10 protein-coding genes and 1 pseudogene are annotated in these 12,636 nt (G+C 74.2%); 6 read left to right on the top strand and 5 right to left on the bottom strand.

Annotated features, from left to right (window positions below):
- From RKE29_RS21870 to mtrA, 4 genes and pseudogenes are all read right to left on the bottom strand, one after another.
- Nucleotides 1-342, bottom strand: a pseudogene (locus RKE29_RS21870) (ComF family protein); the annotation flags it as partial.
- A 145-nt stretch (nt 343-487) separates the two neighbouring features.
- A complete protein-coding gene (locus tag RKE29_RS21865; RefSeq protein ID WP_312007238.1) occupies nt 488-2,350 on the bottom strand; it encodes an LpqB family beta-propeller domain-containing protein in 1,863 nt (620 codons plus the stop codon).
- Nucleotides 2,340-4,442 (bottom strand): MtrAB system histidine kinase MtrB, encoded by a 2,103-nt coding sequence (mtrB, locus tag RKE29_RS21860; RefSeq protein ID WP_312007237.1) that lies wholly within the window; start codon nt 4,440-4,442, stop codon nt 2,340-2,342. The genes RKE29_RS21865 and mtrB overlap by 11 nt, the downstream gene beginning before the upstream one ends.
- Nucleotide 4,443: 1 nt before the next feature.
- Entirely contained in the window at nt 4,444-5,121 is a 678-nt protein-coding gene (mtrA, locus tag RKE29_RS21855; RefSeq protein WP_312007236.1) for a two-component system response regulator MtrA, read from the bottom strand.
- Nucleotides 5,122-5,455: 334 nt separating this feature from the next.
- Here mtrA and RKE29_RS21850 point away from each other — a divergent pair, with 334 nt between their 5' ends.
- Nucleotides 5,456-5,668, top strand: a complete 213-nt coding sequence (locus tag RKE29_RS21850) for a hypothetical protein (protein ID WP_312007235.1) — start codon at nt 5,456-5,458, stop codon at nt 5,666-5,668.
- An 81-nt stretch (nt 5,669-5,749) separates the two neighbouring features.
- On the opposite strand, the gene mtnA is transcribed toward RKE29_RS21850, so the two are convergent.
- Nucleotides 5,750-6,889, bottom strand: coding sequence for an S-methyl-5-thioribose-1-phosphate isomerase (mtnA, locus tag RKE29_RS21845; protein WP_312007234.1), 1,140 nt, complete (start codon nt 6,887-6,889; stop codon nt 5,750-5,752).
- 152 nt (nt 6,890-7,041) lie between these two features.
- On the opposite strand from mtnA, the gene RKE29_RS21840 reads away from it, so the two are divergent.
- From RKE29_RS21840 to RKE29_RS21820, 5 genes are all read left to right on the top strand, one after another.
- Complete coding sequence (locus tag RKE29_RS21840; RefSeq protein ID WP_312007233.1) at nt 7,042-8,295, top strand: hypothetical protein; 1,254 nt, start codon at nt 7,042-7,044, stop codon at nt 8,293-8,295.
- A gap of 4 nt (nt 8,296-8,299) precedes the next feature.
- Nucleotides 8,300-8,989, top strand: a complete 690-nt coding sequence (locus RKE29_RS21835; protein WP_312007232.1) for a DUF4129 domain-containing protein — start codon at nt 8,300-8,302, stop codon at nt 8,987-8,989.
- A complete protein-coding gene (locus RKE29_RS21830) occupies nt 8,986-10,281 on the top strand; it encodes a DUF4350 domain-containing protein (RefSeq protein ID WP_312007231.1) in 1,296 nt (431 codons plus the stop codon). Before RKE29_RS21835 ends, RKE29_RS21830 begins: the two co-directional genes overlap by 4 nt.
- Nucleotides 10,278-11,243, top strand: a complete 966-nt coding sequence (locus RKE29_RS21825) for a MoxR family ATPase (RefSeq protein ID WP_312007230.1) — start codon at nt 10,278-10,280, stop codon at nt 11,241-11,243. Before RKE29_RS21830 ends, RKE29_RS21825 begins: the two co-directional genes overlap by 4 nt.
- 11 nt (nt 11,244-11,254) lie before the next feature.
- A complete protein-coding gene (locus RKE29_RS21820) occupies nt 11,255-12,568 on the top strand; it encodes a DUF58 domain-containing protein (RefSeq protein ID WP_312007229.1) in 1,314 nt (437 codons plus the stop codon).
- Nucleotides 12,569-12,636 lie beyond the last annotated feature (68 nt).

Genomic DNA, 12,636 nt, shown 5'->3' with positions numbered 1-12,636 from the left:
GCCCACCCGGCAGGCCGCGGGCGGGCCGGCGGAGGCGACCTGCCCGGCCGCGGCGCGGGCCGCGCGCACCGCCCCCGCCAGGGCCTCGCCCAGCGGATCGGCGAGCCGCACCGCGCCGCGCTCCTTGTGCGCGAGCAGCACGGCCCGCACCTCGTCGGCGTACGCCACCGCCGCGTGGACCGGCGGGAGATCCCGCGGCGGCGGGCTGGGCCGCGCCGCGCGGGCCCCGGCCCCGCACAGCGCCGCACGGCAGCGGTCGCACAGGGGACCGCGCGGACGCCCGCACCCCGCGCAGTCGGCCGGCAGGACCAGGTCGGCGAGCTCCTGCCACCAGCTGCGCATGCTCCTACTGTCCCGTGCCGGGAGGCTGCCCGCCAGCCCTGTGGAAAACCCGGCTGCGGCCCCTGTGGAAAACGCGCTGAGCTGGGGATTCAGCGTCAGAGATTCGCTGAGCCGCCGGTTCAGCCGGGGTAGCTGAGCCGCCGGTTCAGCCGGGGTAGACGGGCGCTGCGCCGTCCCTGGCCACGGTCTGCCAGTCGCCGTTGGGACGCATGCGCACGATGCCGTCCAGCGTGGCGGCCAGCAGGGGCCTGGGCCGGCCGGCGTTGTCCGGCGCCGCTACCGCCTCGACCCGGTTGGGGCCGGGCACGGCCGGGACGTTGGCCGGGGAGCCGTCGGTCTCCACGTACTGCAGCTGCTGCACCCCGCCCGGCTCACGGCCCGCCACGACCAGGCGGCTGCTGCCCGCCCAGGCCATGGCGTCCACCTCCTCCAGCCTCGGGGCGATCCGGCGCAACCCGGCCACGGACAGCTCCGGCCCGCCACGGCCGCCGCGCCGCTCGACGCGTCCCAGCCACAGCGTCGTGTGCGCCCCACGCTGGACCTGCAGCGCGATTCGCGTGCCGTCGGCGGACACCCGCAGCGCCGCGATCCGCCCGCCGCCGAGGTCGGGCATCCTGACGTGCTTGGGCGCACCGGTCCCCTGGTGCAGCCGCACGAGCCGCGGCCCGTCCGGGTCGCGGTCGGCCACCCACAGGTCCCCGAGGCCGTCCCAGCTCGGCGCCGCGAAGCCGTACGCCGAGCCGGCGGACGCGCTGTGCAGCCGCGCCGCGCCGCGCCGCACCTCCGGGGTCATGCCGGTCACGTACAGCGAGCGGCCGTCGCGGGAGACCCCGGCGGCCTGCTGCTCGTCCCGGGAGACCGCCACCGACCGCAGCCCGGCGCCCCGCTCGCCGAACGGTCCCGGGACCGGGTGGGCGCCGTCCTCCACGTCGGACAGCCGCACCATCCGGTGGTCGGCGTCGACGAAGTACTGGTACTGCGGGTCGCCCTCGATCTGGTCCGGCGCGTACGCCTGCGCGCCGTCGCTGGACAGGGAGCACAGCTCCGCGCCGTCCGAGTGCTCCAGCCGCACACCGCCGATCTTGGCGGAGCCCTCGTCCCGCACGGTGAACAGCACCTGCGCCGCCATCTGCCGGCACTCGTCCTGCCCGGCGTCGACCGCCCGTCCGGTCAGCTGGATCTTGAGCGTGTCGGAGTCGTCCGGAGCGAGCTTCCCGCTCTGGTGGACCAGCGCGGTGCCGCGCGGGAAGGCCGTGCGGACGACCGGGTTGAGCCAGGTCGTCGGGCCGTCCAGCAGCGCCTTGACGGTGGCGGTGACGGGATCTATGCGGCGCCGCAGATAGACGGGGTCGGCCACCAGCACGTCCCCGCCCATGCTGGACGTGGCCACGTCCGGGCCCAGCTCGGCGAAGTAGTACCGGTTGACCGAGTGGTAGATCCGCTGGAAGTCGGACTCGCCCAGCACCAGGCCGTTCGGCAGGCTGTCGATCCGCCACTCGGAGTCGTCCTTGGTCAGGTGGACGCGCGCCTCGAAGTGCTGCTTCCGCGGCACGTAGACATGCCGGGAGGTCACCCTGGCGACCTGGGTCCCGGACAGCACGACTGTCACCCCGTCGCCGTCCCGCCCGGCGTCGGGCTCGACCTTCGGGACGGGGGCGTCCTCCAGCACGGTGACACCGGTGAACGGCCTCCAGGTCTGCGCCTCCTTCGCGGTCAGGTACTCCTTGGCCGTGCCGAAGTTCTCCTCGTCGCTCGTCGTCGCCTCAAGGAAGCCGGAGACGAGTTCCATGGGCTGCTCGCCGTGGCCCGGCCGCACCCCGTACACCCGCACCTGGGAGTCGACGTCGTCCGGCGGGGAGGAGTCGACCCGGTGCACGTCTCCGCTGTCGGGCATGGACGCGCAAGCCGCGAGCAGCAGGGCTCCGCAGGCCAGCAGAACGGTCGTGGCCGGCCGGCGGCCGCGCGAACGCGGCCGGCGCGGGCGGCGGGCGGGGTGGTCAGCGCCCACGGGGGCGGTCCTTCCGTTCGGGATGCTGCTCGGGCTGCCGCGCCGGGGGTGCCGTGGCCCGCGCGGGCCCGGTGAGCGCCGTGCGCTCCGAGTCGGGCTCGTCCGGCTTCCGTTCCCCGTCCCGCGCGGACCGGGCGGGAGACGCGGACCCGTCGGAGCCCGCCGGCAGCAGGGCGGCGCGCGGCTGGGCCGGTACGAGTGCGGGCCGGGCGGCGGCCCCGGCAGGCTCTCGCGGCGCGTCGTCGGCTGCCCGCGGCGCCTCGCCGGTCTCCGGCGGCGTCGCGGAGGACTCCTGGGAACGCCTGCGCTCGGAGTCCTCGGGCTCCAGCGGGATGGGCGAGCCGCGCAGCGGTTCGCCCGCGGTGGCCGGCAGCGTCAGCCGGAACTGCGAGCCGCCGCCCGGCTCGCCCCATGCCTGCAGCCAGCCGCCGTGCAGCCGGGCGTCTTCCAGGGCGATCGACAGGCCGAGCCCCGTGCCCCCGGTGGTGCGGGCGCGCGCCGGGTCGGCCCGCCAGAACCGGTTGAACACGCGCGCGGCGTCGCCGGGCTTCAGGCCCACGCCGTAGTCGCGTACGGCGACGGCGACCGCGCCGTCCGCCGCGGCGAGACGCACGACCACGTCCCGGCCCTCGCCGTGCTCCACCGCGTTGACGACCAGGTTGCGCAGCACCCGCTCCACGCGGCGTCCGTCCGCCTCGGCGACCACGGGCTGCTCGGCGCCCTGTACGACCAGACGGGTGCCCTTGGCGTCGGCCAGCGGCTCCGCCCCGTAGACCACCCGGTTCACCACCTCGCGCAGGTCCACCGGCTCGGCCTCCAGGGCGGCGGCGCCCGCGTCGAACCGGCTGATCTCCAGCAGGTCGGCCAGCAGCGACTCGAAGCGGTCGAGCTGGCCGCGCAGCAGCTCGGCCGACCGCGCCGTGGCCGGGTCGAAGTCGCCCCGCGCCTCGTGGATGACGTCCGCCGCCATCCTTACGGTCGTCAGCGGGGTGCGCAGCTCGTGGGAGACGTCCGAGACGAACCGGCGCTGCATCCGGGACAGGTCCTCCATCTGCTGGATCTTGAGCTGGAGGCTGCGCGCCATCTTGTTGAACGCCTCGCCCAGGCGGGCGATGTCGTCCTCGCCGCTGACCTTCATCCGCTCCCGCAGCAGCCCGGCCGCCAGCCGCTCGGAGATGCCGGCGGCCATCCGCACGGGCGTGACCACCTGCCGCACCACGAGCCAGGCGATGGCGCCGAGCAGCACCACCACGAACACCCCGGCCGTGGCCAGGGTGCCGGTCACCAGGCTCAGCGACTTCTCCTCCTGGGTGAAGGGGAAGAGGTAGTAGAGCTGGTACGGCTCGCCGTTGTTGTCGTTGAGCTGCTTGCCGATGACCAGCCCGGCCTGGGAGGGGCGGGAGCTGTCGTGCGCTATGCGCGCGTACCGCTCGTAGGTGGCCGTGTTCTCGCTGACCGCCTGCCGCAGCTTCGCGGGCACGCTGTCCGGCTCGATGTCGCCTGAAGCGCGCGGCCCGCGGCTGGCGGCGTAGGGCGCGTCGGACGCGGAACTGAGCGCCAGCACGGAGTAAGCGCCCTTGCCGCCGCTGGCCAGCTGCTCGACCAGGTCGGTCAGCCAGGCGCCGGAGTCCTGCTCACCCCTGCCGCCCGTGGTGACGCCGTCCTGGTCACGGCTGTCGCCCTTGCGGTCGGCCATCTGCTGGGCCACGTCGAAGCCGCCCGCCGCCTGGCCCTCCGCCGCGTGGCGCTTGGCGTCCAGCAGGCCGTTGCGCACCTGACCGATGACGACGAAGCCGAGCAGGATGACCACGCCCAGCGACATCAGCAGGGTGGTGGCCACCACCCGCAACTGGATGTTCCGCCGCCACAGCCGGGCAGCGTGCAGCAGCGGACGGCGCACCCAGCGGCCGAACAGCCGGATCAGCGGGTGCACCGGCCCCCCGGACGCCCCGTCGGGCAGCAGGCCGCCGCTCCACAGCCGCTGGCGTGGCGGCCTTCCGCCCGCAGAGCTCACGGGCCGCCCCACGCGGGTGCTCTCCGGGGCGCCGCCTCCTCGCCCGCCGGGCAGCGGAGCCGCGCCGTGCCCGGACATGTCAGCTCGGCCCCGCCTTGTACCCCACGCCGCGGACGGTCACCACGATCTCCGGCCGCTCCGGGTCCTTCTCGACCTTCGAGCGCAGCCGCTGCACGTGCACGTTCACCAGCCGCGTGTCGGCGGCGTGCCGGTAGCCCCAGACCTGCTCCAGCAGCACCTCGCGGGTGAACACCTGCCACGGCTTGCGGGCCAGCGCCACCAGCAGGTCGAACTCCAGCGGCGTCAGCGCTATCGACTGCCCGTCCCGCTTCACCGCGTGCCCGGCGACGTCGATCACCAGGTCGCCGATGGTCAGCTGCTCGGGCGCCGGCTCCTCCGACCGCCGCAGCCGCGCCCGGATCCGGGCCACCAGCTCCTTGGGTTTGAACGGCTTGATGATGTAGTCGTCCGCGCCGGACTCCAGCCCGACCACCACATCGACCGTGTCGCTCTTGGCGGTCAGCATGACGATCGGCACTCCCGACTCGGCACGGATCTGCCGGCAGACCTCGATGCCGTCCCGTCCGGGCAGCATCAGGTCCAACAGCAGCAGATCGGGTTTGATCTCGCGGAAGGCGGCGAGAGCCTTGTCGCCATCCGACACAAACGACGGTTCGAAGCCTTCTCCGCGGAGGACGATGCCGAGCATTTCCGCCAGCGCGGTGTCGTCGTCGACGACAAGGACGCGTCCTTTCATATCAGCATCATCTCATTTCCGCATCCAGTCGATGGACGAGCGGCGACCAGGCTACCGGCGTGGCGCGATGCGTGCGGCAGACCTCGGCGACGACGGGTGTTTGCCGCTGTCGGCGGCAGGCGTGGATGTCAGGGGGGATGTCAGGGCGTGCAGGGTGGGCACACGGGGGCCGTCCGCGGTCGTGGGTGACGGCTTTGAGCGCTTCCGCCCGCAGTGCCTGAGTGCCATCATGCAAGGAGGGGGAGGCGGTTATGAACTGCACGAATTGTGGCGCAACAGTCATACAGGGCCCTGACGGGCGCTGGTCCTGCAACAACTGTGGAGTCTCCGGCGGATGAGTGAATCTCCTTCCAGCGACGCGGCCGCGGTGCGCTGCGAGATGTGCAAGAACCCCGTACTCGAAGGCCCCGAAGGCGGGTACGTGTGCGGGTTGTGCTTTCACGTGGTCGAGCCTCCCGGATACGCCCAGCGTCGCGCCGAAGGAGTACGAAAGGCGGCCGAGGCCCGCAAGGCCCGCACCCTCGCGCGGCGGCGGCAGGGCTCGTAGGCCGGTGGACCGGGTCACCCCGGCCCACCGGCGGGTGCTGTCGGCCCCGCACGAGGCGGCGGCCGTGCCGGGTGTCGGCCGTCACCCGGTCGAGGACCGGGTGCACAGCTCGGCGATGCCGTCCGCGGTGACCGGGGAGACCACTCCTTTCTCCGTGACGATCGCCGTCACCAGCTCCGGCGGGGTCACGTCGAAGGCCGGGTTGTAGGCCTGCGTGCCCAGCGGGGCGACCGGTACCCCCGCGCCCGGCTCCATCCCTGACCCCGGAACGTAGGGGACCGTGACGTCCGTCACCTCGTGTCCCGAGCGCTGCTCGACCTCGATGGCCGCGCCGTCCGGCGTGGCCAGGTCCACCGTGCTGGTCGGGGCCACCACGACGAACGGCACGTGGTGGTAGCGGGCCAGCACCGCGAGCGGGTAGCTGCCCACCTTGTTGGCCACCGACCCGTCCCCGGCGATGCGGTCTGCGCCGATCAGGACCGCGTCCACCTGGCCGGCCGCGAAAAGCGATCCGGCCGCGTTGTCCGTGAGCAGGGTGTATGCCATGCCCGCGCGCGCCGCCTCGTACGCGGTCAGCCGCGCTCCCTGGAGCAGCGGCCGGGTTTCGTCCACCCACAGGCGCCGTAGCTGTCCGGCCCGGTGCGCCGCGCCGGCCACGGCGAAGGCGGTGCCCTCGCCACCGGAGACGAGCGCACCGGTGTTGCAGTGGGTGAGGATGCGGTAGCGGCCGCCCGGCAGCAGCTCGTCGAGGAAGGCCAGGCCGTGCTCGGCCATGCGCCGACTGGCCTCCGCGTCCTCCGCGTGCAGGGCGCGGGCCTCGGCCAGGGCAGCGGCGGCGGCCCGCTTGTCGTCCCCGCCGGCCCGGAGTGCGTCGTGGTACGCCGTGGCGGCACGCCGCACCCCGTAGGCGAGGTTGACGGCCGTAGGACGAGCGTGCGACAGGAGCTCGACGGCTTCGTCCACGTCGAAGCCCCGCGCCGCGGCGAGCGCCACACCGTACGCGCCGGCGATGCCCAGCATGGGGGCGCCCCGCACGGCCAGCGAACGGATGGCCTCCACCAGTACCTGCACGTCGGTGCACACCAGCTCGACCTCCTCCGCTGGAAGCCGCGTCTGGTCGAGGAGCACCAGCACCGGCCCCTCGGGGGGTTCCTCCCAGCGCAGTGCGACGGCGATCGGCGGCGTGGTGCCGTCCGCGAATACCGAGTGCTGATCAGCCATCCGCCCAGTCTGCCTCTTCGGGCACCGACTATTGAAGTAGCGGCCCGCCCACGGCACCCGGCACGCGGCCCGGCGCACCGTGGCACGATGGCTGGCACACGTCCGCCGCAACCGCGAACGGCCGCTGGGAAGGCCCTTGAGAAGGAGTGACGATGAACGACTCTCCGGGCTGGGCACCGCCCGGATCCTCCCCTTCCGAGGAGCCCGAGCGCGCCGGCACCCAGGAACCGGCCCGCCCCGCCGATCAGGCGCCGCCCGCCTCGGGATGGTCCAGCCAAGCGCCCCCCGCAGGTCACTGGTCGATTCCCCCGGGCGGCCCCACGCCGCCGCCCGCCTGGTCCGGGCCGCCACGGCAAGGAGGCTGGGGAGCGGGCTGGACACCGCCGCCGCCCGCGGCGCGCCCCGGGGTCATCCCGCTGCGCCCGCTGAGCGTCGGGGAGATCCTCGACGGGGCGGTGTCCACCATGCGTGCGCACTGGCGAACCGTGCTGGGCATCTCGCTGGCCGTGGCCGTGGTCACGCAGACCCTGGTCACGATCGCCACCGGCCTCTGGTTCCGGGACGCCTCCGGCCTGGACGCCCTCGACGACAACCCCGACCCCACGCCCCGGGAGACCCTGGACGCCGTGGGCGGCGCCCTGGGCAGCAGCGCGGTCACCCTGCTGGTCGGCGTTCTCGGCACCATCGTCACCACCGCCCTGCTCACCGTGGTGATCGGCCGGGCCGTCCTGGGCCGGGCCGTCTCCGTCAAGGAGGCGTGGCACAGCGCCCGCCCGCGGCTGGGCCGGCTGTGCGCACTGCTCTTCCTGCTGCCGCTGATCGCCGCCGGCGTCGCGGTCGCGGGCGTGGTGCCGGGCCTGCTGCTCGCCCTGGCGGGCGCGGGCAGCGGGGGCGCCGCACTGTCCGTTCTCGGCGGGCTCGCCGGCACGGTCGCCGCCATCTGGCTGTGGGTGCGCTACAGCCTCGCACCGCCCGCCCTGATGCTGGAGAAGCAGGGAGTGGCAGCGGCCCTGCGCCGGTCCGCCAGGCTGGTACGGGGCGCCTGGTGGCGCGTGTTCGGCATCCAGCTCCTCGCCATCGTCATGGTCTTCGTCATCGGCGCCATTGTGGAGATCCCGGCCAGCATCGTCGCCATGGCCGTCGGCGGCGACAGTGCCTCGGACTGGCTGTCCGGCGAGGACGCCACGGTCGGCTGGCCCTTCCTGGTCGTCATCGGGATCGGCGGCGTGATCAGCTCCGCCGTCACCTTCCCGATCACTTCGGGGGTGACCGCTCTGCTCTACCTGGACCAGCGGATCCGCCGTGAGGCCCTCGACATCGAACTGGCCCGGGCCGCCGGCCTCCCCGGCTACGGCGCCTCTGGAGCCGGGTCGGGCCACACCGTCGGCACGACTCCCGGGAACTGACCCGGTGGCCATCCCGCACGGCGCGCTGACGGCGCTGGTCACGCCGCGCTCCGACGGTCCGACACCGCTGACGGACCCGCGCGGGCCCGCCCGTGAGGCGGCGCGGCGGGAGCTGGCCAAGCACATGTACCGGGAGCGGCGGCAAAACCCCGTCCAGCGGGCTTTGAGCTGGGCCTGGCGGCAGGTCGACGGCCTCTTCGGCGCCGCGTCCAGCGCCACCCCCGGAGGCGGCGTGGGCCTGGCCGCCATTCTCGTGGTGGTAATCCTGCTCGTCGTCGCCCTGCGGCTGCGCCTCGGTACCCCACAGCTCGCCCGCCCGGCACCGGGCACGGTCTTCCACCATCGCCCACTCAGCGCGGCCGAGCACCGCTCCACGGCCGAACGGCTCGCAGCGGAGAACCACTGGGACCAGGCCGTCCAGGAACGCATGCGCGCCTTGGTCCGCGGGCTGGAGGAACGGGCCCTCCTCGACCCCCGCCCCGGGCGCACCGCCGACGAGGCCGCCGACGAGGCCGCCCGCACGCTGCCCGGATTCGCCGGCCGGCTGCGAGCGGCCGCCCGCGCCTTCGACGACGTCGCATACGGCGGACGTCCGGCCACCGCCGAGGAGTACGCCCGTCTGCGCGATCTCGACCTGTCTCTGGAGCAAGCCGAGGCGCGCCTGGCCGCCGCATCCCCGGGGGCCGCCGGATGACGGCGGCCGGAACCGCCGCCACCGCGGCGTCCCCCGGCGCCCGGGACCTGTGGAACCGGGCCCGCGGCCCCTTGCTCGCCGTCGCCGTGCTGCTCGTGGCCGGCCTGCTGCTGGCCACCCTGCGCTCGGGCGACCAGCACGGCCGCCTCGACCCGCGCTCCACCGACCGCGACGGCAGCCGCGCCCTCGGCGCGCTCCTCACCGAGCGGGGCGTCACCGTGCGGGTCGTCACCAGCACCCGCGAGGCCGTCCGCGCGGCGGGCCGCGACACCACACTGCTGGTCACCGAGCCCGACCTGCTGACCGCCCGGCAACGGGCCGCCCTGCGCGACGCCACCGCCCCGGCGGGCGGCCGGACCGTCCTGCTGGCCCCCGGCCCGGCGGCCACCGCCGGACTCGCCCCGCAGGTCCGCGCCGCATCCGCCACCGACATCGCCCCCCGCCCTCCCGGCTGCGCGCTGCCCGCCGCACGGCGGGCAGGCGACGCCGAACTCGGCGGCACCCGATACCTCACCACGGCGGCGGGTGCCGACCGGTGTTACCCCGGCGACGGCCTGCCCACCCTGCTGCGCGTTCCGAACGGGGCCGGAGGCGACACCGTCCTGCTCGGGGCGGCCACCCTCCTCTACAACGGCCGCCTCGACCAACGGGGCAACGCCTCCCTTTCCCTGCAACTCCTCGGCTCCCGGCCGCATCTGGTCTGGTACCTCCCCTCCCTGGGTGACGCCGCCGCCACCGACGCGGAAGACCGCGGCTTCTTCGACCTCATCCCCGCGGGCTGGCGCTGGGGCCTGCTGCAACTCGCCGTCGCGGCGGCACTCGCCGCCCTGTGGCGGGGTCGCAGACTCGGCCCGCTCGTGGTCGAACGCCTGCCCGTCACCGTGCGCGCCTCGGAAACGACCGAGGGGCACGCCCGTCTCTACCAGCAGGTGAACGCCCGCGACCGCGCCGCCGGCACGCTGCGTGCGGCCACCCGCCGCCGCATCGCGCCGCTCGTCGGCGTGCCCGCCGCCCACGCGCACCGCCCGGAAGCGTTGGCGCCCGCCCTCCACGCCCGCCTCGCCGCCGGCGGACCCGGCGAGTCGGACGTCGCCNGCCTCGCCGCCGGCGGACCCGGCGAGTCGGACGTCGCCGCCCTGCTGTTCGGCCCTCCGCCGGCCGACGACGCCGCGCTGGTCCGGCTTGCCGACGACCTCGACGCCCTGGAACGTCACGTGCGCTCCGGCAGGCCGCCGGCCTTCCGTCCCACCGGCCTCCACTCGCCCCCGACTGACAAGGACCGCGCCCCGTGAGTGCCCCGACCTCCGACAGCGCCCGAGCCTCCCTGGAGGCCCTGCGAACCGAGATCGCCAAGGCGGTCGTCGGCCAGGACCCGGTCGTCACCGGCCTGGTCGTCGCGCTGCTGTGCCGAGGGCACGTGCTCCTCGAAGGCGTGCCCGGCGTAGCCAAAACGCTCATCGTGCGCGCTCTCGCCGCGTCTTGCGACCTCGACACCAAGCGGGTCCAGTTCACCCCCGACCTGATGCCGAGCGACGTCACGGGCTCCCTCGTCTATGACGCCCGCACCGCCGAGTTCACCTTCCAGCCGGGCCCGGTATTCACGAACCTGCTCCTTGCCGACGAGATCAACCGCACCCCTCCGAAGACACAGGCATCCCTGCTGGAAGCCATGGAGGAAGGACAGGTCTCGGTCGACGGCACCCCCCGACCTCTGCCCACGCCCTTCCTGGTCGCCGCGACACAGAATCCGGTCGAATACGAAGGCACCTATCCGCTGCCCGAGGCCCAGCTCGACCGTTTCCTGTTGAAGCTGACGGTTCCCCTGCCGTCCCGCGGGGACGAGATCGACGTCCTCACCCGCCACGCCGAAGGCTTCGACCCCCGAGACCTCGACGCGGCCGGTGTCCGGCCCGTCGCCTCACCCGCCGACCTGGAAGCGGCCCGGGACGCGGTCGTCAAGACCACCGTGTCACCGGAGATCGCCGGCTACATCGTCGATATCTGCCGTGCCACTCGTGAGTCCCCCTCCGTCTCGCTCGGCGCCTCCCCCCGAGGTGCCACTGCCCTGCTGTCCACCTCTCGCGCTTGGGCGTGGCTGACCGGCCGGGACTACGTGACTCCGGACGACGTCAAAGCCCTCGCGCTGCCCACCCTCCGGCACCGCCTCCAACTGCGTCCGGAGGCGGAGATGGAAGGGATCACCGCCGACTCCGTGGTCAACGCGGTCCTTTCCCACGTCCCCGTACCCCGCTGAGGCGGCTTCCCGTGGCCATCACCGGACGCACCGCGCTCATCGCCGCCGTCGGCGCTCTCGCCGTCGGCCTGCTCTTCCCCCACTGGACCGGCTTCCTGGCGGTCAACCTCCCCCTTCTGCTAGCCATTCTGTGCGACGTGACTCTGGCCGCGCCAGTGCGAAAGCTCCTTTTCACCCGTTCCGGTGACACAACTGTTCGACTCGGCGACCGAGCCGAAGTCCACCTCACCGTCACCAACCCGACCCGCCGCACGCTGCGCGCCGACGTGCGAGACGCCTGGCCGCCGAGCGCATGGCCGTCCGCCACGGCCGCTCTGACGTCGTCGCGCCACCGAGTCACCGTCCCCGCTCAGCACCGCAGACGCCTCACAACGCCGCTGCGCCCGGTACGGCGGGGCGACCGCGGCTCGGAGCGCGTCACCGTCCGCTCCTACGGCCCGCTCGGCCTGGCGGCGCGGCAGGGCCATCACACCGTCCCCTGGACCGTGCGGGTCCTGCCGCCCTTCACCAGCCGAAAGCATCTGCCCGCGAAGCTCTCCCGACTGCGCGAACTCGACGGCCGGGCGAGCGCGCTCACCCGAGGGGAGGGCACCGAGTTCGACAGCCTCCGCGAGTACGTACCCGGCGATGACACGCGATCCATCGACTGGCGCGCGACGGCACGGCAGGCGGACGTCGCCGTGCGCACCTGGCGCCCCGAACGGGACCGTCGCCTCCTGGTGGTGCTGGACACCGGCCGGACTTCGGCAGGACGGGTCGGCGACGCGCCGCGCCTCGACGCCGCCATGGACGCCGCGCTGCTGCTGGCCGCGCTCGCGGCACGCGCCGGTGACCGCGTGGGCCTCCTCGCCTACGACCGCGGCGTACGGGCCCTGGTGAAGGGAAAGAACGCCCACGACCTGCTGCCCGCGCTGGTCACCGCGATGAGCCCGCTGGAGGCGTCGCTCGTGGAGACGGACGCTCGCGGCCTGGCCACGACGGCGCTCGCCCACGCCGCGCCACGCTCCCTGATCGTGCTCCTCACCAGCCTGGACCCCGCACCGGTGGAAGAGGGGCTGCTACCGGTCCTTCCGCTGCTCACCCAGCGGCACAAGGTGCTGCTGGGGTCCGTGGCCGACCCGCGCGTCCAGGAGATGGCGACTGCCCGGGGCCGCCCGGACGCCGTCTACCAGGCCGCCGCCGGGCTGCGGGCTCAGGCTGCCCGTGAGGGCACGGCGGAACGGCTCCACCGCCATGGAGTCACCGTCGTCGACGCCACGCCCGACGAGCTGCCGCCGGCGCTTGCCGACGCATACCTCGCGCTGAAGGCCACCGGCCGTCTGTGAACACGGGTGCGGCGGCGTCCGCGGCTGTTCTGTGGTTCTGTAACGCAAAAAGCCTCGGTCCCTGGGTG

The organism is Streptomyces sp. B1866, from assembly GCF_031932565.1.
Classification (GTDB): Bacteria; Actinomycetota; Actinomycetes; order Streptomycetales; family Streptomycetaceae; genus Streptomyces.
The sequence above is the reverse complement of the archived record's forward strand: the minus strand, read 5'-3'. Positions and strand labels throughout refer to the sequence as shown.